Raw genomic sequence first — 23,420 nt, 5'->3', positions numbered from 1 at the left:
GCGCACCGCGCCGGATCCCCCGGCGCCCAGGCCTCAGGCGACCACACCGTCCCCGCGCAGTTCCGCGATGCGCGCGTCCGTCATCCCCAGGGCGCGCAGCAGGAGGTCGGTGTGCTCGCCGAGCGCCGGCACCGCTCCCATCCGCGCCTCCGCGCCCCCCGGCAGCCCGATCGGCGGCAGCAGCGCCCGCAGCGGGCCCGCCGGTGAGTCCACCTCCCGCCAGCGGTCCCGCGCGGCCAGCTGCGGGTGACCGGCCAGCTGCGCCACCGAGTTGAGCCGCGCACAGGCGATCCCGGCCGCCTCCAGCCGTTCCACGGCCTCCCCGGCCGGCAGCTTGCCCAGCACCCCGGCCACCGCCGCGTCGGTGTCCTCCCGCCTCCGGGTGCGGGCCGCGTTGGTCGCGTACCGCGGGTCCTCGGCCAGCTCCGGCCGCTCCAGCACCTCGCGGGCGAGCCGCCGCCACTCGCGGTCGTTCTGCACCGACAGCAGGACCCGGTCCCCGTCCGCCGTCGCGTAGGCGTCGTACGGCGCGATCACGGCGTGCGCCAGGCCCATCCGTACGGGCTGCTCCCCGCCGTGCATCGTGTGGTGCAGCGGATGCCCCATCCACTCGGCGAGCGACTCCAGCATCGAGATCTCCACCGGCCCGCCGCGCCCGGTGGTCCCGCGCCGCAGCAGGGCCGCGAGCACCCCGGAGAACGCGTACATGGCGGCCGCGATGTCGGCGGCCGGGATGCCCGCCTTCACGGGCCGCTCGGGCGTCCCGGTCACCGAGACCAGTCCCGCCTCGCACTGCACGAGCATGTCGTAGGCGCGCTTGTGGGCGTACGGGCCCCCCTCGCCGTAGCCGGAGATGTCCACGGCGACCAGCCGCGGGTAGCGGGCGCACAGCGCGGCCGCGTCGATCCCCAGGCGGGCGGCGGCCCCCTGCGCCAGGTTCTGGACGAACACGTCGGCGTCCTCCAGCAGGGCGTGCAGCACCTCCAGGCCGCGCGGGTCCTTCAGGTCCAGGCAGAGGGACTCCTTGCCCCGGTTGGCCCAGACGAAGTGCGAGGCCAGGCCGCGGGCGGCGGTGTCGTAGCCGCGCGCGAAGTCGCCGCCGTCGGGCCGTTCCACCTTGATCACCCTGGCTCCGAGATCGGCGAGCTGGCGGGTGGCGAAGGGGGCGGAGACGGCCTGTTCGACGGCGACGACGGTGAGGCCGGCCAGGGGGAGGGGTTCGGTAGCCATGGGCCCCTGCCTACCGGGTGGGGGCGGGGTCTGTCACCCCCTTCCCGCAGCCCTCCCGTACGCGGGCTCAGCCCTGGCCGCGCGCGAACCGGCGCGTGGCGAGCGGCGCGAACAGGGCCAGGAGCAGCAGCGACCACAGCACCGCCCCCGCCACCGGGTGCGCCGCCGGCCACGCCGCGCCCGGCGCGGCCGCGCCGCCCGCGTTCCCGCACAGCGCCCGCACGGCGGTGGCGACGGAGCTGATCGGGTTCCACTCCGCGACCGTCCTCAGCCAGCCGGGCAGGCCCGCCGTCGGCAGGTAGGCGCTGGACAGCATCGGCAGCACGAACGTGGCGCTGCCCAGCTGGCCGGCGGCCTCCTCGCTGCGGCTCAGCAGCCCCAGGTAGGTGCCCGCCCAGGCGGAGGCGAAGCGGAACAGCAGCAGGACGCCGAGCGCCCCCAGTGCGCCGGGCAGCCCGTTCTCCACCCGCCAGCCCATCGCCAGCCCCACCAGCATCAGCGGGACCATCGACACCGCCGTGGTGAGCAGGTCGGCGGCCGTCTGTCCCAGCGGGACGGCGCCCCGGCTCATCGGCAGGGTGCGGAAACGGTCCATCACCCCGCGGTGGGCGTCCTGCGCGGCGGTGAACATGCCGGTCATCAGGCCGTTCGCCGCCGTGGCGGCCAGCAGCCCGGGCACCAGGAACTCCCGGTACTCGGCGCCGGGCATGGCGAGCGCGCTGCCGAAGACGTAGCCGAAGAACAGCAGCATCGTCACCGGCATGGTCTGCATCAGGACCAGCAGGGCCGGGGCGTGCCGGGCCTTCTGCAACTGCCGGGCGAGGACGGCGCCGCCGTCCGGGAGCAGGGTGGTCATGCCGCGTCCTCCTTGTCGTCCGCCCGGGTGGCGGAAGGGATCCGGGTGAGGCGCAGGAACACCTCGTCGAGGGTGGGCGGGCGCAGGCTCGCGTCGGTCACCGGGATCCCGGCGGCGTCGAGCTCGCGGATGATCCGGGGCAGGGTGAGCGCGGAGTCCAGTACGGTCACGCCGACGGTCAGGCGCTCCTCGTCCAGGGCGGGCCGGCCGCGGGTGAGCCGGTCGAGGACCACGGCCGCGCCGGCGAGGGCGGGCGGCTCGGCGACGGTGACCTCGGCGCGGGCGCCGATCCGGGACTTGAGGACGGCGGGCGTGCCCGTGGCGACGGCCCGGCCCCGGTCGACGAGCACGATGTCGTCCGCGAGCCGGTCGGCCTCCTCCAGGTACTGGGTGGTGAGCAGCACGGTGGTGCCCTCGTCGGCCAGGGCCCGCACCGCCGTCCAGATCTGCTCGCGGGCCGCCGGGTCCAGGCCGGTGGTGGGCTCGTCGAGGAACAGCACGCGGGGGCGGGTGATCAGCCCGGCGGCCAGGTCGAGGCGCCGGCGCATTCCGCCCGACCAGGTCGAGGCGACCCGGTCGGCGGCCCCGGCGAGCCCGAAGCGCTCCAGCAGCCCGTCGGCGCGCTCGCGCCCGGCGCGCCCGCGCAGTCCGGCGAGGCGGGCGAAGAGCCGGAGGTTCTCCCGGCCCGTCAGGTCCCCGTCGACGGAGGCGTACTGGCCGGTGACCCCGATGCAGCGGCGCACGGCGCCCGGGTCGCGGGCGACGTCGTGGCCCGCGACCCGGGCGCGCCCGGCGGTGGGCGGGGTGAGCGTGGTGAGGATCCGCACGGCGGTGGTCTTGCCCGCGCCGTTGGGGCCCAGCAGTCCGCAGACGGTGCCCTCCGGGACGGCCAGGTCCAGCCCGTTCAGGGCCCGGACCTCGCCGTAGGACTTCTCCAGACCTTCACTAAGTACAGCGTACGTAGTCGTCATGCGCCGCACCCTACCGCACTCCGTACGGTGTACGTAACTAAGATGGTGGCGAGGGTCGCGAGACGACGAGGTGATGTGACCGATGGCAGCCGGCGGGCGTCCCGCTGAACCCGAAGTGATCTGGGCCCGCCCGCAGCGGGCCGGCCGCGGGCCCCGGCCCGCGCACAGCCGCGACTCGATCGCGGCCGAGGCGGTCCGGATCGCCGACGCGGAGGGCATCGAGGCGGTCTCCATGCGGCGGGTGGCCGCCGGGGTCGGGGCCGGGACGATGTCCCTGTACAACTACGTCCCCCGCAAGGAGGACCTGTACGAGCTGATGGTCGACGCCGTCAGCGCCGAGTACGAGCTGACCCCGCCGACCGGCGACTGGCGGGCCGACCTGCTCGCCCTGGCCCGCCAGACCCGGGCCCTGATGCGCCGCCACCCCTGGCTGCCCCGGCTGCTGAGCCCGGTCTACGGCTTCAGCCCGCACGCCCTGCGGTACCTGGAGCACAGCCTGGCCTGCCTGGAGCCGCTGGAGGCGTCGGGGGCGGAGAAGCTGGAGCTGGTCGCCGCGGTCAACGGCACGGTGGCCACCTTCGTGGCGGGGGAGCTGGCCATGGCGGAACGGGCCCGCTCACTGCCCTGGAGCGAGGCCGCCGAACAGGGCGTCCGCACGGCCTGGCTCGGCTCCCGGCTGGCGACGGGGGAGTACCCGCGCCTCGCGGCGGCCCTCACCGCCGGCGACCCGGTCCCGGGGGCGGGCCTGGACATGGCCGCCGTCTTCGACCGCGCGGTGATCCGGCTGCTGGGGGCGTGGGGGTCGTAGGGCCGGGTCGGGACGGCCCCGACCAACCACCATGGACCTGCCCGTCCCACGCCCACGGCGCCCGCTGCGTTCGCCGGCCCCGGCCGGGCGGGGTCCGGCCTCGGGCGGCGCGTTCCGGCCGTGCCGGCGTTCGAGGCGCGGGTTTGGGGTGGAGCCCGAGGGGGCCGCCGCTGCGTTCGCCGGCCCCGGCCGGGCGGGGTCCGGCCTCGGGCGGCAGGTTGCGGCCGTGCCGGCGTTCGAGGCGCGGGGTCCGGGGCGGGCCCCCAGGGGGTCCGGGGCGGAGTCCCGGGGAACGGGGGAAGGGCGGGGCGGGGAGCAGCGCCGCAGGCCGGCGCAGGCCGGCGCAGGGGTCCGCCGAGCCCGCGACGGGGCCGTCGGCAGGGTGCGGCTGCCGCGCCCAAGCCCCCGACCGGTGTGCGCGGCACCCGCGGCCGGGGCTCAGAGAAGCGCGAACTGCCCTCCCGGCCCCTCCTCCTGGTGGTCCAGCACCGACGCCGGGCGGCGGGACCAGCGCGGCGGCGGCAGCACCCCGGCGGCCGCCAGCTCGGCGGCCGGGAGCAGCGGGCCGGGCGCGAACGCCGCCCGCTCCGGCGCCAGATCGGCCAGCAGCGCCAGGGTCGTCACCAGCGCGAGCAGCTCCGACGTCCAGGCCTGCGGCCACTCGGCCGGCCCGAACCCCTCCAGGCCCCGCACTCCCGGATCCCGGTGCGCGCTCCGGGCGGCGAACCAGGACTCCAGCACCCGCACGCCCTGCGCCTCGTACTCCCAGGCCCCCACCGGGACGGGGGAGACGGCCCCGTCCCCGACCGACAGCGTCTCGCTCTCCGCGTCGTACGCGAGCTCCAGCGGCCAGGCCGTCACCGCAGCCCGGACGTACGGGCGGCGCCCGCCCGGCAGCCGGGGCGGCTCCCCGCCGCGCGCCCCGCGCAGCTGGACGGTCAGCAGCCGGTGGCCCAGCTCCAGCCCGGCCCGCCAGCGCCCGGGGTCGGCCGGGAGCGGGACCTCGTACCCCCGGGGCCCGGGGCGCCCGGCGGCGAGGATCCAGCACAGCACGTCCTCCGGGGCGGCCCAGCCGCCGTGGCGTGCGCCCAGCAGGGCCGGCAGGCCCGGCGCCAGGTTCGGTTCGGCGCCGCCCGGGCGCCGGTGCAGCGGGCGGATCCGGCCGAGCCGGCCGGCCGGGAGGTGGGCGGTGACCAACGGGCCGGGGGCCTCCAGCAGGAACAGCTGCTGCGCGTCCAGGACCCGCCACAGCTCGGGGCGGGCCGCGTCGATCAGCCGCTGGTCGGGCAGCAGCCACTGCTCGTCGAAGGGAGCGCGGAGCACCCGTACGGGGTCCGGGAAGGGGCCGGGGTCGTCCGCGAACCGGGCGGTGGCCGAGCGCTGCCCCGGCAGGGCGGCCGCCCCGGCGGAGGGCGTACGGATCCGGCTCGGGCGGAACAGCGCCTCGCGCTCCGGCCCTTCGGCCCCGGTCAGAGCCGTCCAGCGGGCGCGCAGCGTCGCCGGATCGGGGGCCGCGACCCAGGCGCGGCCCAGGCGCAGGCCGCTCACGGACCAGGGCATCAGATCGTCCAGCAGCGGTACGTCGTCGCTCACCCGGCCGATGGTAGCGACGGGCCGCCGGGGCCGGGCCGTGTCCTGGCCGAAGGGTTACGCTCCTTGTGTACGCGTCCGTCACGTACGTTCGCATCCGTACCGACCGAGGAGTCGGCCATGAGTCAGTACGACGAGTATTCGACCCCCTCGCAGGCCGAGGGCGAGCGGCTCGACGAGGACATGGACGAGAAGCAGAGGGAGCAGCGCCACCACCCCCAGACGATGCGCACCACCCCCTCGCAGGCCGAGGGCGAGCGCCTCACCGAGGAGAACGAGCAGCAGAAGTAGCGCGCGCCCAGGCGGGCCCGCTCAGGGCGCGTCGACGGTGACCGTGAAGGAGAACCGGTCGCCCCGGTAGCGGATCCGGGCCACGTCGACCACCCGCCCGTCCTCCCCGTACGTCACGCCCGTGCAGTGCAGGATCGGGCTCAGCAGCGGCACCTGGAGCAGTTCGGCCGTCTCCGGGTCGGCGAGGCGGGCCTCGACGGTGTCCGTGATCCGGCTGATCCGCACGCCGACGACGTCGCGCAGCACCTTGGTCATCGGCCAGCGCTCCAGGTCGGCGAGGTCCACCGCCTCGGCGAGCTCGGGGCGCACCGCGTTCTCCGCCCAGTTCGTGGGCTCCCCGCTCTGCCCGTCGCGCCGCAGGCGGCGGTACGCGACCACCTCCGCCAGGTCCGGGAAGTGCTCCAGCAGCTCCCCGGACACCGGCGTCCGCTCATGGCCGAGAACCGTCGTCCGCTCGCCCGACTGCTGGGCCACGATCGCGTCGACCGAGCCGAGCAGCCGCACCGGGGCGCTGCGGCGGGCGCCCGGCTCGATGAAGGTGCCCCGCCGCCGGTGCCGGCTGATGAGGCCCTCGCCCTCCAGCTCCTTGAGCGCCTGCCGCATCGTCAGCACGCTCACCCCGTAGTGCTCGGCGAGCTGTTCCTCGGTCGGCAGGCGCAGCGAGGCGTCCGGGGTGCGGCCGAGTATCGAGGCGCGCAGCGACTGTGACACCTGGTACCAGAGCGGCAGCTTCCGGTTCAGTACCAGGGAGTCGGGGGCGAACGCGGTCACGGGTGGTTCTCCGTACGGGCTGGCTCCGCAGTCGGGGCGGCTGGCGGAGCGGTGCGGGGGCAGGGCGAATACTAGGCGCGGAAGTGGCGCTCCAGACCCTCCCAGACGTCGTCGTATCCGCGCTGGAGGTGGTCCGCGCCGGCCGCCTGGGCGGTGGCGGTGATCGGCCAGCGGGTCTCGAACATGAAGGCCAGGCCGTCGTCGATCTTCTGCGGCTTGAGCTCGGCGGCGCTGGCCCGGTCGAAGGTCTCCCGGTCGGGTCCGTGCGCGGACATCATGTTGTGCAGCGAGCCGCCGCCGGGGACGAAGCCCTCGGCCTTGGCGTCGTAGGCCCCCTCGATCAGGCCCATGTACTCGCTCATCACGTTCCGGTGGAAGTACGGCGGGCGGAAGGTGTCCTCGCCGACCAGCCAGCGCGGGGCGAACACCACGAAGTCCACGCCCGCCAGGCCCGGGGTGTCGGAGGGCGAGGTCAGGACCGTGAAGATGGACGGGTCGGGGTGGTCGTGGCTGATGGACCCGATGACGTTGAACTTCCGCAGGTCGTAGACGTACGGGACGTGCGTGCCGTGCCAGGCGACGACGTCGAGCGGGGAGTGGTCGTAGGTCGCGGCCCAGAGGTTGCCGCAGAACTTGTTGACCACCTCGGTCGGGCGCTCGCTGTCCTCGTACGCGGCCACCGGCGCCCGGAAGTCGCGGGCGGCGGCCAGGCCGTTGGCGCCGATCGGGCCCAGGTCCGGCAGCTCGAAGGGCTGGCCGTAGTTCTCGCAGACGTAGCCGCGGGCGTCGGCGTCCAGCAGCTCGACGCGGAAGCGGACGCCGCGCGGGATCAGCGCCACCTCGCCGGGCCCGGCGCTGAGCAGGCCCAGCTCGGTGCGCAGCAGCAGGCCGCCGCGCTCGGGGACGATCAGCAGCTCGCCGTCCGAGTCGCTGAACACCCGGTCGGTCATGTCGGCGTTGGCGGAGTAGAGGTGGACGGCCATGCCGGTGCGCTGGGTGGCGTCGCCGTTGCCGCCGAGGGTCCACAGACCGGCCAGGAAGTCGGTGCCGGGGGCCGGGTCGGGCAGCGGGTTCCAGCGCAGCCGGTTGGGGTCCGCGACGGTCTCGGTGAAGGGCCCGGTGCGCAGGGCGCCGTTGTCGACGCGGGTGAAGGCCGGGTGCGCGGCGGAGGGGCGGATGCGGTAGAGCCAGGAGCGGCGGTTGTGGCGGCGCGGCTCGGTGAAGGCGCTGCCGCTGAGCTGCTCGGCGTAGAGGCCGAGGGGGGCGCGCTGGGGGGAGTTGCGGCCGTGCGGGAGGGCGCCGGGCACGGCCTCCGAGCTGTGCTCGTTGCCGAAGCCGGTGAGGTACTCCAGCGCCTGCGCCGTCTTCCTGGCCTGCTCACTCATGGGCTGCTCCCGCTCCGTCGAAGGAATCCTATGGTCGACAGTAGGATTCCGCGCGCCGCACGTCAACGCCGTCTTTCCGGCCAGGGCCCGGCCGGGGGCCGTCCGCGCAACGATCCGGTCACCGCCCGCCGGGATCGCGCACGGGGGGATCCAAAAAGATGAACATTGCTCTACTCTCTCGCGCATGTCGTGGACCCGCAGGTTCCCTGCCGTGCCGGCGGCGCTCCTCGCCGCCCTCCTCGCGCTCCTGTCCCTCCTCGCCGCCGCGCCCGCAGCCCGCGCGCACGAGGAGCGCCCCGTCGCCCTCCCCGACGGCTCCGGATCCGTACCGCGCTACCGCGCCGCCGAGCCCGACCTGCTGGTCTGCAAGACCGACCGGGCCGACTTCGAACGCCGCACCGCCGGCTTCCCCGAACAGCTCAGACAGCGCAACCTCACCCTCTACGAGCGCTGCGCGACGAGCGGGTACCGCCACCTCCAGGAGGCCGTGGACGCCGTCGACCGGCCCGGGATGAACATCGCGATCCTCCCCGGCCTCTACGAGGAGGAGCCCTCGCTCCCCAAGCCCGCGGGGGAGTGCGCGCACCTCAAGGCCCCCGACTCCGCGCTCGGCTACCAGATCCTGTCGTACGAGCAGCAGCAGCGGTGCCGCCACAACCAGAACCTCGTCGCGATCCTCGGCAAGAAGGACCTCCAGATCGAGGGCACCGGAGCCGCCCGCACGGACGTCGTCATCGACGCCAAGTACCAGAAGCTGAACGCCATCCGCGCCGACGGGTCCGACGGCGTCTACTTCCGCAACTTCACCGCGCAGCGCACCACCTTCAACTCCCTGTACGTGCTCGCGGCCGACGGCTTCGCCATCGACGACGTACTGACCCGCTGGAACGACGAGTACGGCTTCCTGACCTTCGCCAGCGACCACGGGCTCTACAAGAACTGCGAGTCCTACGGCAACGGGGACTCCGGCATCTACCCCGGCAGCGCCTCGAACATCAACGACGGCCGCGGCTACGACGTGCCCCGCTACTCCATCGAGATCACCGGCTGCCGCAGCCACCACAACATGGTCGGCTACTCCGGCACCGCCGGGGACTCGGTGTGGGTGCACGACAACGAGTTCGACCAGAACATGGGCGGCGCCTCGATGGACAGCGCCTTCCCCGGCCATCCCGGCCTCCCGCAGAACCACGCCCGCTTCGAGCGGAACCTGATCCACGACAACAACGCCGACTACTACCACTACGTCGCGGACGGCACCTGCGCCAAGCCGCCCGCCGAGCGCGGCTACGAGCAGGGCGTGGTGTGCCCGCAGATCTCCATGCCGCCGGGCACCGGCATCATCACCGCCGGCGGCAACTGGAACGTCTACGAGGACAACTGGGTCTACGGGCACCGGCGGGCCGGGTTCTTCCTCAGCGCCGTGCCGGCCTTCATCCGCGGCGAGGAGAAGTGGTCCAAGCAGACCGACACCTCCCATCACAACCGGTACGCGGGCAACGTCCTGGGCAAGGACCGGTCCGGCGCCTCCCGCCCCAACGGCAGCGACGTGTGGTGGGACGGCCAGGGCCGCGGGAACTGCTGGCAGGACGGACCCGACGGCTCCACCCCGGGCACCCTCCCGCAGTGCGGGAAGGAGCGCGGCCGGGTCAGCGGCTCCTCGGCCCGGCTCGTGGGCGAACCGGTGAAGCTGACCCAGCTGCTGGTCTGCGCCGACTACAACGTCCAGGCCCGCAGGCTCCCCGCCGGCTGCGACTGGTACGGCGCCCGGGGCCTGGAGCGGGTCGAGACCCAGATCGCGCTGGCGGTGGCGGCGGTCCTGCTGCTGGTCGGCGGGGTCCTGTGGGGGCGCCGCCTGCGCCGCTCCCGGCTGGGTACGGCGGCCGCCGCGGCGGGCCTGGCGGGCCTGGCCCTGGACGTCGCCGGCTCCACGACGTCCCTGACGCACACCCCCGTCCCGGCCCTGGCCCTGCTCCTGCTCGGCCTGTGGTGGACCGGCACCGGCCTGGCCCTGCGCCCCGAGCGCCCCTGGCTGGCCCGCCTCACCCTGCTCCTGGGCGCCCTGACCCTGCTCGACGCCTTCGACAAGGCCGTCCTGATGATCCCCTGGATCCCGCTGAGCCCCGCCTGGATACGGGCCCTCGTCGCGGTGGTGTGGGTGCTGTGGGCCGCCGTGGCCTCCGCCCGCCCCGCCGCCCCGCCCACCCCGGCCCACCCCGCCGACCCGGCCGGCGACCCGGCCAATGACCCCGCCGGTGACCGCACCCCCGTTCCTGCCGGCCCCGCCCCGGCCGGTCCCACTCCGGCCGGTCCCCTCCCGGCTGGCCCCGCCCCGGCCGGTCCCACTCCGGCCGGTCCCGTCCCGGCCGGTCCCACTCCGGCCCGCGACACCGCGGCCCCCCGCCCCGGCCCGGCCGGTCCCGCCCCGGCTGGTCCCGCCCCGGCCGGTCCCACTCCGGCCCGCGACACCGCGGCCCGCGACACCGCGGCCCCCCGCCCCGGCACGACCCCCGGAGACCCGCAGTGACGGACCTCGCCGAGCCCCGCATCCCGTGCGACACCTGCCGGGCCGCCGCCCGCCGGGCCAGCCCGCGCCGACGTCCCGCCCACGCGGCCGCGCTGGCCGCCGTGCTCCTGGTGCTCGTGGGCGCCGCCGCCACCGGCTGCGGCGGCCGCGCCACCACCCACCACAAACCCGGCACCACCCACCAGCAGGCCTCCGGCGAGGCCGGCACCCTGCTCGACGCCCAGGACGGCAGCGGGCACCGCCTGCGCGAGGTACCGGCCCAGGGCGCACCGGCGGTACGGCTCACCGCCCGCCCCGACTCCGAGGACGGCTGGAACCTCCAGCTGGCCGTGACCGGCTTCCGCTTCACCCCCGACAGCACCGGCGGCGCCGCCCTCCCCGGCGCCGGCCACGCCCACCTGGAACTCGACGGCCACAAGCTGGCCCGCGTGTACGGCCCCTGGTTCCACCTGCCCGCGGCGCAGGTGCCCCAGGGCCCGCACACCCTGACCGTCCGCCTCTACGCGGACGACCACACCGCCTGGGCCGTCGCCGGCAAGCCGGTCGAGTCGACGGTGCAGCTGACCGCGGGCCCCCCGGGCCAGGACGCCCACAGCCACCCCGCACCCGCCCCGACCGGCTCCCCGGCACCCCCGCAGGCACCCGAGGCCGACCGGACCGTCACCCTCACCGTCCGGGACGGCAAGGTGTCCCCGCCCACCGGCCGCACCGAGCTGAGGCGCGGCGAACGGATAGCCCTGCGCGTCACCAGCGACCGCGCCGACACCCTGCACGTCCACGGCTACGACAGGGAACTCCCCCTGCCGGCGGGCCAGGAGGCCACCCTGGTCCTGACGGCCGACCGCACGGGCCTCTTCGAGGTCGAGACCCACGAGTCCGGACTCGTCCTGACCCAGCTCCTCGTCCGATGACCCCCAGGCACACGGCAGCCCTCCCGGCGCCCCTCCCGCACGGGGCCGGCCCGGGCCCCGGCCGGCCGGAGGCCCTGACGGCCGGGCCCTTCCCGGCAGGGCCGCTCCCGGCCGGCTCGCTTCCGGCCGCGTCCGGTGCAGCCGGTCCGGGCGTGCTGCCGGGGCCGGCCCCCGGGTCCGGCCAGGGCGTGGTCCTCCACCCGGCCGACCCGTCGACCCTCCTCGCGCACGGGATCGGCTCCCAGCACGACCTGCCGATCTCCCCCTTCTACGCCTTCGCCGGCGCCTTCGCCGCGCTCTTCGTCTCCTTCCTCGCGCTCGGCCTGCTCTGGTCCGCGTCCCGCTTCCGGGGCGACCGCTCCGGACTCGCCCTGCCCGCCGGGCTCCAGCGGGTGGCCGACGCGCCGGCCACCCGCACCGCCCTGCGCGGGCTGGGTCTCGCCGCAGCCCTCGCCGTGCTCCTCCACCTCCTCCTCGGTCCCGACGACCCCGCCCGCAACCCCGCCCCGGGCGCCGTCTACGTCCTGCTGTGGGTCGGACTCGTGCCCGCCTCCCTCCTCCTCGGCCCCGTCTGGCGCCTGCTCAACCCGCTCCGCACCCTGCACCGCCTCCTCAGCCGGGCCCGCCGCCGCCCGCCGGGAGCCGGCCGCCCCCTGCCGCCCGGACTCGGCCAATGGCCCGCCGCCGCCGGACTGTTCGCCTTCACCTGGCTCGAACTGGTCTCACCGGATCCCGCGTCCACCACCTCCCTCCTGACCGCCCTCACCTGCTACGCCGCCGTGCACCTGCTGCTCGCCGCCCGCTTCGGCGAGGGCTGGTTCACCGGCGCCGACGCCTTCGAGGCCTACTCCGACCTCCTGTCCCGGCTCTCCCCCCTGGGCCGCCGTGACGACGGCCGCCTCGTCCTGCGCAACCCCTTCCACGGACTCGACGCGACGCCCGAGCGGCCCGGACTCGTCGCCACCGTCTGCGTCCTGCTCGGCTCCACCGCCTACGACGGCTTCTCCGACAACCCCTCCTGGATCAACGCCACTCAGACCTCCCCCCTCGGCCGCCCCGCCGCGGCCACGCTCGGACTGCTCGCCTCCGTCGTCCTCGTCGCCACCCTGTACTGCCTGTGCGCAGGAGCCACCCGCCTCGTCAGCGGCCCGCACCCCCGCCCGCTGACCGCCTTCGCGCACTCACTCGTGCCGATCGCCCTCGGCTATCTCATCGCCCACTACTTCTCCCTCCTCGTCACCGAAGGACCACGCACGGTAAGCATGGCACTGGGCACTGACAACGCCCCCGAACCCAGTCCCCCCTTGGGTCCCGGCGGCCTCGCCGCCCTCCAGGTCGTCGCCGTCGTCGCCGGGCACGTACTCGGTGTGATCGCCGCGCACGACCGCTCCGTACGCCTCTTCCCTCCGGCCAAGGCCGTCGCCGGACAACTGCCCCTGCTGGCGCTGATGATCACGTACACGATCGGCGGGCTCACCCTCCTCTTGAACTGAGCCCCGCCAGGAAGGGCATGATGGATCCCGTGCCTCCCGCCCACCCCCTGCGCCGGGCCCCCGTCCAGCAGCGCAGCGCCGACCGCCTCGCCCGGATCCTCGACGCCTGCGCCGAACTCCTCGACGAGACCGGGTACGAGAACCTCAGCACCCGCGCCGTCGCCCTGCGCGCCGGCGTCCCCATCGGCTCGGTCTACCGCTTCTTCGGCAACAAGCGGGCGATGGCCGCCGCCCTGGCCCAGCGCAACCTCGACCGGTACGCCGAGGGCGTCACCGCGCGGCTCGCCGTGCTCCCCGCCGCCCACTGGCGGCCCGTCGTGGACGCCGTGCTCGACGAGTACCTGGCCATGAAACGGACCGTCCCCGGCTTCGCCCTGGTCGACTTCGGGGTGCCCGCCCCGCCCGCGGAGGGCCCCGCCGCCGACCCCAACCACCAGGTCGCGGCCCGCCTCACCGGGCTCCTGTGCGCCCACCTCGGGCTCACCCCCGACCCGGCCCTCGAACGGGCGGTCCTGGTGGCCGTCGAGGCGACCGACGCCCTCGTCCAGCTGGCCTTCCGGTCCGGCCCGGCGGGGGACCCCGGGATCATCGACGAGACCCGCGCGATGATGCACGCCTACCTGGCCGGCGTCCTGGACTGACACGGCCGCCCCCGCCGCCCCGCCCAGTGGGGCCGGACGGGCTGCCGCAACCCCCTCCCCACCCTCCCTACCGGTCGGTATGCTCGGGGCGCCCGCGGGCCCGCGCCGCGCGGCGCGCCCCGCCGGTTCCGCCGGTCCGCGTCGCCGCCTGCCGTCCCAGGAGGGTCCATGCCCCGCACCGCCCCGCGTATCTGCCCCCTCTGCGAGGCCACCTGCGGCCTCACCCTCACCATCGAGGGCACCACCGTCACCGGCGCCCGCGGCGACCGCGACGACGTCTTCAGCCGCGGCTTCGTCTGCCCCAAGGGAGCCGCCTTCGGCGCCCTGGACGCCGACCCCGACCGGCTGCGCACCCCCCTCGTCCGGCGCGGCGGACAGCTGCGGGAAGCGAGCTGGGAGGAGGCGTTCGAGACCGTCGCCGCCGCCGTCCCCGCCCTCGTCCGGGAGCACGGCGCCCAGTCCGTGGGGGTCGTGCTCGGCAACCCCAACGTCCACACCATGGCCGGCGCCCTCTACCCGCCCCTGCTCCTCGGCGCCCTGGGCACCCGCAACCTCTTCACCGCCAGCACCCTCGACCAGATGCCCAAGCACGTCTCCAGCGGGCTCCTGTTCGGCGACCCCTTCGCCATCCCGGTGCCCGACCTGGACCGCACGGACTTCCTCCTGCTGATCGGCGCCAACCCCGTCGAGTCCAACGGCTCCCTGTGCACCGCCCCCGACTTCCCCGGCCGGCTCAAGGCCCTGCGGGCCAGGGGCGGCACCCTCGTCGTCGTCGACCCGCGCCGCACCCGCACCGCCCGGCTCGCCGACCGGCACCTCGCACCGCGCCCCGGCAGCGACGCCCTGCTGCTGGCCGCGCTCGCGCACACGCTCCTGGAGGAGAAGCCCGCCGAGCCCGGCCCGCTCGCGGAACACACGGAAGGACTCGGGGAACTCGCCGAGGCCCTCGCCCGTTTCACTCCCGAGGCCGTCGCCCCCGCCTGCGACCTGCCGGCCGAGGAGATCCGCACCCTCGCCCGGGAGCTCGCGGCCTCGCCGACCGCCGCCGTCTACGGGCGGATCGGCAGCTGCACCGTGGAGTACGGGACGCTCGCGAGCTGGCTCGTCGACGTCCTGAACGTCCTCACCGGCAACCTCGACCGCCCCGGCGGAGCCCTCTTCCCGCTCCCCGCCACCGGCCCGCGGCCCCGTCCCGCCGGGCCCGGCAGGGGGTTCGCGCTCGGCCGCTGGCACAGCAGGGTCAGCGGTCATCCCGAGGTCAAGAGCGAACTGCCCACCGCCGCCCTGGCCGAGGAGATCGAAACGCCGGGGGAGGGGCGCGTCCGCGCCCTGATCGCCATCGCCGCCAACCCCGTGCTGTCCGCCCCCGACGGCCGGCGGCTCGACGCGGCCCTGGCCGGGCTCGACTTCATGGTGAGCGTCGACCCCTATCTGAACGAGACCTCCCGCCACGCCCACGTCGTCCTGCCCCCGCCGCCGCCCTCCCAGAGCGCGCACCACGACTTCGCCTTCAACGGGTTCGCCGTCCGCAACCAGGTCCGCTACACCCGGCCCGCCGTGCCCCTGGAAGCGGACCGGCTCGACGAGTGCGAGATCCTCGCCCGCCTCGTCCTGGCCGTCTCCGGCACGCACGGCTCCGCCGAGCCCTCCGCCGTCGACGACATGGCGATCCGGGCCGCCCTCGCGAAGGAGACCGCCGACCGGCACTCCCCCCTGCACGGAACCGACCCGGACCGCCTCGCGGGACTGCTCACCGGCGAGAACGGCCCCGAGCGCAGACTCGACCTGATGCTCCGACTCGGCCCGTACGGCGACCTGTTCGGCGCCGCCGGGTCCGGGGCGGCCGGGTCCGGGGCGGCCGGGTCCGGGGCGGTGGAGGGCGGACTCAGCCTGGAGCGGCTCCTCGCGCACCCGCACGGCATCGACCTGGGTCCGCTGCGGCCGCGGCTCCCCGGCCTGCTGAGGACCCGCAGCGGCAGGATCGAGCTGCTGCCGGCGCCGATCGCGGCCGAGCTCCCCCGGCTGCGCGCGGCGCTCGCCGAACGCCCCGCCGCCCTGGTGCTCGTGGGCCGCCGCCACCTGCGGTCCAACAACAGCTGGCTGCACAACGTCCCGGCCCTCGTCGGAGGTTCCAACCGCTGCACCCTCCAGGTCCACCCCCGGGACGCCGACCGCCTGGGCCTCGCCGACGGCGGCCGGGCCCGGGTCACCGCCGACGGCGGCAGCGTGGACGCCTTGGTGGAGGTCACCGACACCGTCCGCACCGGCGTGGTCAGCCTCCCGCACGGCTGGGGCCACGACCGCGGCGGCACCCGGCTCGCCGTGGCCGGCGCCGAGCCGGGCGTCAACGTCAACCAGCTCCTCGACGGCAGCCGCCTCGACCCGCTGTCGGGCACCGCGGTGCTCAACGGGTTCCCCGTCACCCTGACACCCCTGCCCTGAGCTGGGGTTTTGCTCGTATTGCTCACGCGCGGACGTCTTGTTGGCCCCAGGAGGCGGCACCTACCTTCCCTGCATGCTGACCTTCCTCGGCTTCGCCATGATCGCGACCTTCCTGGTCCTGATCATGCTGAAGAAAATGTCGCCCATCGCGGCGCTCGTCCTCATCCCCGCGCTCTTCTGCGTGTTCGCCGGAAAGGGCGCGCACCTGGGGGACTACGTCATCGACGGGGTCGGCAAGCTCGCGCCGACCGCGGCCATGCTGATGTTCGCCATCGTCTACTTCGGCGTGATGATCGACGTCGGCCTCTTCGACCCGGTCGTCCGGGGCATCCTGCGGTTCTGCAAGGCCGACCCCATGCGGGTGGTGGTCGGCACGGCGGTCCTCGCGGCGGTCGTCTCCCTCGACGGGGACGGGTCGACCACCTTCATGATCACCGTTTCGGCCATGTACCCGCTCTACAAGCGGCTCGGCCTCAGCCTGGTGGTCATGACCGGTGTCGCCGCGACCGCCAACGGCGTCATGAACACCCTGCCCTGGGGCGGTCCCACCGCCCGCGCCGCCACCGCGCTGAAGCTCGACGCGGCGGACGTCTTCGTCCCGATGATCCCGGCCCTGGCCGTCGGCCTGGTCTTCGTGTTCGTCCTGGCCTACGCGCTGGGCCTGCGCGAGCGCCGCCGGGTCGGCTCCCTGGCCCTGCCCGGGGACGCGGCCGTGGAGGAGGCCGGGGCAGAGGCCGAGGCGGGGTCCGGGACCCTGGTCGCGGCCGGATCCGGGGCGAAGGCGGCGGCCGGGGGTTCCTCCGCCGGCGGCTCCGGCGGCCCCGCCGCACCCGCGGCCCCCGCACCCGCGGCCGGCGGCTCCGCCCCCGTGGCCGGTGACTCCGCGCCCGCGGCCGGCGGCTCCGCCCCCGCGCACGGTCCCGAGGACATCCAGGGCCTCGACCCCCGCCGGCCGACCCTGCGCCCGCGCCTCTACTGGTTCAACGCGGCCCTCACCGCCGCCCTGCTCACCGCGATGATCATGGAGTTGCTCCCCATCCCGGTGCTCTTCCTCCTCGGCGCCGCGCTCGCCCTGACGGTGAACTTCCCGCACATGCCCGACCAGAAGGCCCGGATCGCCGCCCACGCCGACAACGTCCTCAACGTCGCCGGCATGGTCTTCGCCGCCGCCGTGTTCACCGGCGTCCTCTCCGGCACCGGCATGGTCAAGCACATGGCCGACTGGCTGGTCGGCGCGATCCCCGACGGCATGGGCCCGCACATGGCCCTGGTCACCGGCCTGCTGAGCCTGCCCCTCACCTACTTCATGTCGAACGACGGCTTCTACTTCGGCGTCCTGCCGGTCCTGGCCGAGGCGGGCGCCGCCCACGGGGTCCCCCCGCTCGAGATCGCCCGCGCCGCCCTGGTCGGCCAGGCCCTGCACATGTCCAGCCCGCTGGTTCCGGCCGTCTACGTCCTCGTCGGCATGGCCGGGGTCGAGTTCGGCGACCACACCCGGTTCACCGTGAAATGGGCGGCCCTCACCTCCCTCGTCGTCCTCGGGGCGGGGATGCTTTTCGGCATCATCTGACCCGCGCCACCCCTGGCCGTCCGAAAACTACCGGCGCTAGTTTGTAGGGTGGTCGCGACGTCAGGTCAGCGCGTCTTACGCGCTCGTGCGTGCTCGGGAGGAATGCGATGAAGGCCCACGACGGGATGTACATCGGCGGGGAGTGGCGGCCCGCCGCCGGATCCGGCCGCATCGAGGTCGTCAACCCGGCCGACGAGCAGGTCATCGCCGGCGTCCCGGCCGGCAGCGCCGAGGACGTGGACGCGGCCGTACGGGCCGCCCGCGCGGCCTTCCCGGGCTGGGCGGCCACTCCTCCCGCCGAGCGGGCCGCGCTGATCGGGGCCCTGCGGGACGTGCTCGTCGCCCGCAAGGCCGAGTTCGCGGAGACGGTCACCGCCGAACTCGGCTCGCCGATCGGCTTCGCGGAGGCGGTGCACGTCGGCGCGCCCGTCGCGGTCGCCTCCTCGTACGCCGAGCTGGCCGCCTCGTACGCCTTCGAGGAGCGGCTCGGCAACTCGACCGTGTTCCTGGAGCCGGTCGGCGTGGTCGGGGCGATCACGCCCTGGAACTATCCCCTGCACCAGGTCGTTGCCAAGGTGGCACCCGCTCTCGCCGCCGGCTGCACCATCGTCCTCAAGCCGGCCGAGGACACCCCGCTGACCGCACAGCTCTTCGCCGAAGCCGTGCACGAGGCGGGCGTCCCGGCCGGGGTCTTCAACCTCGTCACCGGCACCGGCCCGGTCGCCGGCCAGGCACTCGCCGAGCACGAGGGGGTCGACCTCGTCTCCTTCACCGGCTCGACCGCCGTCGGCCGCAAGATCGGCGCCATCGCCGGCGCCGCCGTCAAGCGCGTCGCCCTCGAACTCGGCGGCAAGTCGGCGAACGTCATCCTGCCCGGGGCCGACCTGGCCAAGGCCGTCGCGGCGGGCGTCGGACACGTCATGAACAACACCGGCCAGAGCTGCAACGCGCTCACCCGCATGCTCGTCCACCGGGAGCAGTACGAGGAGGCCGTCGCCCTCGCGGCCGCCACCGTCGCCAAGTACCCCTCGGGCGACCCCCGCGACCCGGGCACCCGCCTCGGGCCGGTCGTCAACGCCACCCAGCGCGACCGGGTGCGGGGATACATCGGCAAGGGCGTCGAGGAAGGCGCGCGCCTGGTCGCGGGCGGCCTCGACGCGCCCCGCGAGCGCGGGTACTTCGTCGCCCCGACCGTCTTCGCCGACGTCACCCCCGACATGACCATCGCCCAGGAGGAGATCTTCGGCCCCGTGCTGGCGATCCTCTCCTACGAGGACGAGGACGAGGCCCTGCGGATCGCCAACAGCACCGTCTACGGCCTGGGCGGCGCGGTGTGGGCGGCGGACGCCGAGACGGCCGTGGCGTTCGCCCGCCGCATGGACACCGGGCAGGTGGACATCAACGGCGGCCGCTTCAACGTGCTCGCGCCCTTCGGCGGCTACAAGCAGTCGGGCGTCGGCCGCGAGCTGGGCCCGCACGGCCTGGGGGAGTACCTCCAGACCAAGTCCCTGCAGTTCTGAACACGCCCCGGGCCGGGTCCGAACCCCGGCGCCCGAGCCCCCGCACACACGAGACGGAGACGACGACCATGGTCCGCGCCGCCATCCTGCCCGCCGTCGGAGCCCCGCTGGAGATACGGGAGATCGTGCTGCCCGATCCCGGACCCGGACAGGTCCGGGTGCGGCTCGCCGCGGCCGGCGTCTGCCACTCCGACCTCTCCCTCGCCGACGGCACCATGAGGGTGCCCGTCCCCGCCGTCCTCGGCCACGAGGGCGCGGGGACGGTCCTCGCCGTCGGGGAGGGCGTGACCCATGTCGCCCCGGGCGACGGGGTGGTGCTCAACTGGGCCCCGTCCTGCGGGGAGTGCCACCACTGCGGGATCGGCGAGGTCTGGCTCTGCGTCAAGGCCCTGTCCGGGGTCGGGGCGGTCCACGCCCACGACGCCCAGGGCGTGGAACTGCACCCCGGGCTGAACGTCGCCGCGTTCGCCGAGGAGACGGTCGTCGCGGCGAACTGCGTGCTGCCCGCGCCCGCCGGGATCCCGCTCCAGGAGGCCGCGCTGCTGGGCTGCGCGGTGCTGACCGGCTACGGGGCCGTGCGCCACAGCGCGCAGGTCCGGCCGGGGGAGTCGGTGGCGGTGTTCGGCGTCGGCGGCGTCGGCCTCGCGGCCCTCCAGGCGGCGCGGATCGCCGGGGCGGGGCCGGTCGTGGCGGTCGACGTCTCCCCGGCCAAGGAGGAGCTCGCCCGGGCCGCCGGGGCCACCGCGTTCGTGCTCGCCTCCGAGACCACCGCGAAGGAGGTCCGTGCGCTGACCGGCGGGCGGGGCGCCGATGTCGCCGTGGAGTGCGTGGGGCGGGCGGAGACCATCCGGGCGGCCTGGGACTCGACCCGGCGGGGCGGGCGGACGACGGTCGTCGGCATCGGGGGGAAGGAGCAGCGGGTCTCCTTCCACGCGCTGGAGATCTTCCACTTCGCGCGGACGCTCAGCGGGTGCGTGTACGGGAACAGCGACCCGGCGCGGGACCTTCCGGTGATCGCCGAGCACGTGCGGGCCGGGCGGCTCGACCTCGGGGCGATGGTCACCGACCGGATCGGGCTGGAGGGGATCCCGGCCGCGTTCGAGGCGATGGTCGCCGGCAAGGGCGGGCGGTCGCTGGTCGTGTTCTAGCCGGCGCGGGCCCGGGACCTGGGTGCGGAGCGGGGCGTGCGCGTGAGCCGGGGCCTGAGCGTGGGCCGGGGCTCCGGCGCGGCCCGGGGCTCCGGCGCGGGCAGCCGGCCCGGTCAGGGGGTCTGTGGGGTGGGGCGGAGGGCTTCGTACTGGAGGGCCAGGCCGTCCAGGAGGGCCGTGAGGCCCGTTTCGAAGGCGCCCTCGTCCACCTCGCGCCTGCGGTCCGCCAGGAGGTGGGCCTGGCCCAGGTGCGGGTAGTCCGCCGGGTCGTACGCCGTCTCGTCGTCCACGAAGCCCCCGGCGAAGGAGGCCACCGCCGAGCCCAGGATGAAGTACCGCATCAGGGCGCCGATCCGCGTCGCGTGGGCCGGGGGCCAGCCCGCCGCCGTCATGGCGCCGAACACCGCGTCCGCCAGGCGCAGCCCCGCCGGGCGGCGGCCCGGGCCCCGGGCCAGTACCGGCACGATGTTCGGGTGGTCGGCCAGGGCGTCCCGGTAGGAGTGGGCCCAGGCGTGTAGCGCCCCCCGCCAGTCCGGGCCCGCCTCCGCCTCTCCGTCCGCACCGGAGCCCGCGGCGTCGAACACCGACAGGTCGACGCGCGCGCTCACCGCGTCCGCCACCGCCTCCAGGATCTCGTCCTTCGTCCGGAAGTGGTTGTAGAGGGACGGGCCGCTCACCCCGAGCGCGGCCGCGAGCCGCCGCGTCGAGACCGCCTCCAGCCCCTCCGCGTCCACCAGCTCCCCCGCCGCCTCGACGATGCGGTCTCTGCTGAGGAGGGGCTTGCGCGGTCTGGCCATGCGCCACATAGTAGGCCCTGCCCCGCCATAAACTAGCGCTGCTAGTTAAAGCCGCGCCCCACGCCACCCGGAGGGACCCGTGAACCTGGAGCTCAGCGAGGAGCAGGAGGCCGTGCGCCGCCTCGCCCGCGCGTTCACCGACCGCGAGGTCTCCCCGCACGCCGCCGCGTGGGACCGCGCCGAGAGCGTGGACCGGTCGATCGTGAAGAAGCTCGGGGACCTCGGCTTCCTCGGCCTGACCGTCCCCGAGGAGTACGGCGGCTCCGGCGGCGACCACCTCTCCTACGTGCTGGTCACCGAGGAGCTCGGTCGCGGGGACTCCGCCGTGCGCGGCATCGTCTCCGTCTCCCTCGGGCTCGTCGCCAAGACCGTCGCCGCCTGGGGGACCGAGGAGCAGAAGCGGTCCTGGCTGCCCCGCCTCTGCTCCGGCGCGGCGCTCGGCTGTTTCGGCCTGACCGAGCCCGGCACCGGCTCCGACGCGGCCTCCCTCGCCACGCGCGCCGTCCGCGACGGGGACGCGTACGTCATCAGCGGCAGCAAGATGTTCATCACCAACGGCACCTGGGCCGACGTGGTCCTGCTGTTCGCCCGGACCGACCCCGCCGCGCCCGGCCACCGCGGGATCTCCGCCTTCCTCGTCCCCGCCGACGCCCCCGGCCTGACGCGCCGGGAGGTCCACGGCAAGCTCGGCCTGCGCGGCCAGGCCACCGCCGAGCTGACCCTCGACGGCGTCCGCGTCCCCGCCTCCGCGATGCTCGGGCCCGAGGGCCAGGGCTTCTCCGTCGCCATGTCGGCCCTCGCCAAGGGCCGGATGTCGGTCGCCGCCGGATGCGTCGGCATCGCCCAGGCGGCCCTGGACGCGGCCGTCTCCTACGCCGCGCGGCGCGAGCAGTTCGGCAAGCCGATCGCCCACCACCAGCTGGTCCAGGAGCTGATCGCCGACATCTCCGTCGACGTGGACGCGGCCCGGCTGCTCACCTGGCGGGTCGCCGACCTCGTCGACCGGGGGCGGCCCTTCGCCACCGAGGCCTCCACCGCCAAGCTCTTCGCCTCCGAGGCCGCCGTGCGCGCCGCCTCCAACGCCCTCCAGGTGCACGGCGGCTACGGGTACATCGACGAGTACCCGGCTGGGAAGCTGCTGCGCGACGCCCGCGTCATGACCCTCTACGAAGGCACCAGCCAGATCCAGAAGCTGCTCATCGGCCGTGCCCGCACCGGGGTCTCCGCCTTCTGAGGGCCGGGCCCGCACCAGGGTTCCTAAGCGCTTGCTCACCCTCCGGTAAGCTGTTCCATTCCTACAGGGCGGAGAGGTGAGCGATGGACAGCGCGGCGGAGACCACCGACGGCTACCAGGCGTGGTCGGAGGTCACCCCGGACGCCGCGCGGCGCCTGCTCGTGGCCGCCGTCGAGGCCTTCGCGGAGCGCGGCTACCACGCGACCACCACCCGCGACATCGCGGGCCGCGCGGGCATGAGCCCCGCCGCCCTCTACATCCACTACAAGACCAAGGAAGAGCTCCTCCACCGGATCAGCCGCATCGGCCACGACAAGGCCCTGGAGATCCTGGAGACCGCCGCCTCCGGCCCGGGGGCGGCGGCCGAGCGGCTCGACGCCGCCGTGCGGTCCTTCGTGCGCTGGCACGCCGCGCACCACACCACCGCGCGCGTGGTCCAGTACGAGCTCGACGCCCTCGCCCCGGAGCACCGCTCCGAGATCGTCGCCCTGCGCCGCCTCAGCGACGCCGCCGTACGGCGCATCCTCGCGGAGGGCGTGCGGGCGGGGGAGTTCGACGTCCCCGACGTCCCGGGCACCACCCTCGCCGTGCTGTCCCTGTGCATCGACGTGGCCCGCTGGTTCAACGCGGACGGCCGGCGCACCCCCGACGAGGTCGGCGCCCTCTACGCCGACCTCGTCCTGCGGATGGTGGGCGCGCGCCCGGCGGCCGGGCCCGGTCAGAAGTAGTAGCGGGACAGCGACTCCGCCACGCACACCGGCTTCTCGCCGCCCTCGCGCTCGACCGTCACCGTCGCCGCGACCTGCACCCCGCCGCCCGCCTCCGTGACCTCCGTGATCACGGCGGTGGCGCGCAGCCGCGAGCCGACCGGCACCGGCGCCGGGAAACGCACCTTGCCCAGGCCGTAGTTGATGCCCATCCGCATGCCCTCGACCCGCATGACCTGCGGCACCAGGCTGGGCAGCAAGGACAGCGTCAGGTAGCCGTGCGCGATGGTGGAGCCGAAGGGTCCGGAGGCGGCCCGTTCCGGGTCCACGTGGATCCACTGGTGGTCGCCGGTCGCGTCCGCGAAGAGGTCGATCCGCTTCTGGTCCACCTCCAGCCACCCGCTCGGCCCGAGCGGTTCGCCGATCGCGGCGTGCAGCTCCTCGGCGGACGTGAAGATCCTCGGTTCGGCCATGCCCTGCCCCCGTCTTCCACTGGATCCGACCCTGCAAACGATGTGAATAAGCGCT

At 75.2% G+C, this 23,420-nt stretch carries 20 protein-coding genes; 12 read left to right on the top strand and 8 right to left on the bottom strand.

Annotation, left to right across the window (positions count from 1 at the left end):
• Positions 1–33: 33 nt before the first annotated feature.
• From ACIRBY_RS31420 to ACIRBY_RS31410, 3 genes are all read right to left on the bottom strand, one after another.
• A complete protein-coding gene (locus ACIRBY_RS31420; RefSeq protein ID WP_403907005.1) occupies positions 34–1,230 on the bottom strand; it encodes a CaiB/BaiF CoA transferase family protein in 1,197 nt (398 codons plus the stop codon).
• A gap of 67 nt (positions 1,231–1,297) precedes the next feature.
• Positions 1,298–2,086: an ABC transporter permease gene (locus ACIRBY_RS31415; RefSeq protein ID WP_403907003.1), complete on the bottom strand. Its 789-nt coding sequence runs from the start codon at positions 2,084–2,086 to the stop codon at positions 1,298–1,300.
• Positions 2,083–3,057: an ATP-binding cassette domain-containing protein gene (locus ACIRBY_RS31410; RefSeq protein WP_403907000.1), complete on the bottom strand. Its 975-nt coding sequence runs from the start codon at positions 3,055–3,057 to the stop codon at positions 2,083–2,085. Before ACIRBY_RS31410 ends, ACIRBY_RS31415 begins: the two co-directional genes overlap by 4 nt.
• 82 nt (positions 3,058–3,139) lie before the next feature.
• Here ACIRBY_RS31410 and ACIRBY_RS31405 point away from each other — a divergent pair, with 82 nt between their 5' ends.
• Entirely contained in the window at positions 3,140–3,865 is a 726-nt protein-coding gene (locus ACIRBY_RS31405) for a TetR/AcrR family transcriptional regulator (protein ID WP_403906998.1), read from the top strand.
• 438 nt (positions 3,866–4,303) lie between these two features.
• Here the strand turns inward: ACIRBY_RS31405 and ACIRBY_RS31400 are convergent, their stop codons facing one another.
• Positions 4,304–5,425 (bottom strand): type ISP restriction/modification enzyme, encoded by a 1,122-nt coding sequence (locus ACIRBY_RS31400; RefSeq protein ID WP_403907160.1) that lies wholly within the window; start codon positions 5,423–5,425, stop codon positions 4,304–4,306.
• A 150-nt stretch (positions 5,426–5,575) separates the two neighbouring features.
• Here ACIRBY_RS31400 and ACIRBY_RS31395 point away from each other — a divergent pair, with 150 nt between their 5' ends.
• Positions 5,576–5,746, top strand: a complete 171-nt coding sequence (locus ACIRBY_RS31395; protein ID WP_362065136.1) for a hypothetical protein — start codon at positions 5,576–5,578, stop codon at positions 5,744–5,746.
• A gap of 21 nt (positions 5,747–5,767) precedes the next feature.
• Here ACIRBY_RS31395 and ACIRBY_RS31390 read toward each other — a convergent pair whose 3' ends face one another.
• Together ACIRBY_RS31390 and hmgA are read right to left on the bottom strand one after the other, a co-directional pair.
• On the bottom strand, positions 5,768–6,517 hold the full coding sequence (locus tag ACIRBY_RS31390) for a GntR family transcriptional regulator (protein WP_403906996.1): 750 nt from the start codon (positions 6,515–6,517) through the stop codon (positions 5,768–5,770).
• Positions 6,518–6,588: 71 nt separating this feature from the next.
• Positions 6,589–7,902 carry a homogentisate 1,2-dioxygenase gene (gene hmgA / locus ACIRBY_RS31385; RefSeq protein ID WP_403906993.1) on the bottom strand — a complete coding sequence of 438 codons (1,314 nt, stop codon included), beginning with the start codon at positions 7,900–7,902 and terminating at the stop codon, positions 6,589–6,591.
• 184 nt (positions 7,903–8,086) lie between these two features.
• On the opposite strand from hmgA, the gene ACIRBY_RS31380 reads away from it, so the two are divergent.
• The 8 genes from ACIRBY_RS31380 to ACIRBY_RS31345 all read left to right on the top strand — a co-directional run bounded on the left by ACIRBY_RS31380 (position 8,087) and on the right by ACIRBY_RS31345 (position 20,154).
• A complete protein-coding gene (locus ACIRBY_RS31380) occupies positions 8,087–10,429 on the top strand; it encodes a right-handed parallel beta-helix repeat-containing protein (RefSeq protein ID WP_403906990.1) in 2,343 nt (780 codons plus the stop codon).
• Positions 10,430–10,521: 92 nt separating this feature from the next.
• A complete protein-coding gene (locus ACIRBY_RS31375) occupies positions 10,522–11,340 on the top strand; it encodes a hypothetical protein (RefSeq protein ID WP_403907157.1) in 819 nt (272 codons plus the stop codon).
• 152 nt (positions 11,341–11,492) lie between these two features.
• Positions 11,493–12,833, top strand: a complete 1,341-nt coding sequence (locus ACIRBY_RS31370) for a hypothetical protein (protein WP_403907154.1) — start codon at positions 11,493–11,495, stop codon at positions 12,831–12,833.
• A 20-nt stretch (positions 12,834–12,853) separates the two neighbouring features.
• Entirely contained in the window at positions 12,854–13,474 is a 621-nt protein-coding gene (locus ACIRBY_RS31365; protein ID WP_403907151.1) for a TetR family transcriptional regulator, read from the top strand.
• 168 nt (positions 13,475–13,642) lie between these two features.
• Positions 13,643–15,916: a molybdopterin oxidoreductase family protein gene (locus ACIRBY_RS31360; protein WP_403906988.1), complete on the top strand. Its 2,274-nt coding sequence runs from the start codon at positions 13,643–13,645 to the stop codon at positions 15,914–15,916.
• Positions 15,917–15,989: 73 nt separating this feature from the next.
• Positions 15,990–17,486 (top strand): CitMHS family transporter, encoded by a 1,497-nt coding sequence (locus ACIRBY_RS31355; protein ID WP_403906986.1) that lies wholly within the window; start codon positions 15,990–15,992, stop codon positions 17,484–17,486.
• A gap of 107 nt (positions 17,487–17,593) precedes the next feature.
• A complete protein-coding gene (locus tag ACIRBY_RS31350) occupies positions 17,594–19,006 on the top strand; it encodes an aldehyde dehydrogenase family protein (RefSeq protein ID WP_403906984.1) in 1,413 nt (470 codons plus the stop codon).
• Between the two features lie 68 nt (positions 19,007–19,074).
• Positions 19,075–20,154 (top strand): Zn-dependent alcohol dehydrogenase, encoded by a 1,080-nt coding sequence (locus tag ACIRBY_RS31345; protein WP_403906981.1) that lies wholly within the window; start codon positions 19,075–19,077, stop codon positions 20,152–20,154.
• Positions 20,155–20,267: 113 nt separating this feature from the next.
• On the opposite strand, the gene ACIRBY_RS31340 is transcribed toward ACIRBY_RS31345, so the two are convergent.
• Positions 20,268–20,951 carry a TetR/AcrR family transcriptional regulator gene (locus tag ACIRBY_RS31340; RefSeq protein ID WP_403906979.1) on the bottom strand — a complete coding sequence of 228 codons (684 nt, stop codon included), beginning with the start codon at positions 20,949–20,951 and terminating at the stop codon, positions 20,268–20,270.
• Between the two features lie 79 nt (positions 20,952–21,030).
• Here ACIRBY_RS31340 and ACIRBY_RS31335 point away from each other — a divergent pair, with 79 nt between their 5' ends.
• The gene (locus tag ACIRBY_RS31335; protein WP_403906976.1) at positions 21,031–22,185 is read left to right on the top strand and encodes an acyl-CoA dehydrogenase family protein; all 1,155 of its coding nucleotides are present in this window, start codon (positions 21,031–21,033) and stop codon (positions 22,183–22,185) included.
• Between the two features lie 83 nt (positions 22,186–22,268).
• Positions 22,269–22,913 carry a TetR/AcrR family transcriptional regulator gene (locus ACIRBY_RS31330; RefSeq protein ID WP_403906974.1) on the top strand — a complete coding sequence of 215 codons (645 nt, stop codon included), beginning with the start codon at positions 22,269–22,271 and terminating at the stop codon, positions 22,911–22,913.
• Here ACIRBY_RS31330 and ACIRBY_RS31325 read toward each other — a convergent pair.
• Positions 22,904–23,365, bottom strand: a complete 462-nt coding sequence (locus ACIRBY_RS31325) for a MaoC family dehydratase (RefSeq protein ID WP_403906972.1) — start codon at positions 23,363–23,365, stop codon at positions 22,904–22,906. The genes ACIRBY_RS31330 and ACIRBY_RS31325 overlap by 10 nt on opposite strands.
• Positions 23,366–23,420 lie beyond the last annotated feature (55 nt).

This window comes from Streptomyces sp. NPDC096136 (assembly GCF_044763325.1).
Taxonomy (GTDB): domain Bacteria; phylum Actinomycetota; class Actinomycetes; order Streptomycetales; family Streptomycetaceae; genus Streptomyces.
This window is presented reverse-complemented; position numbering and strand designations above follow the sequence as displayed.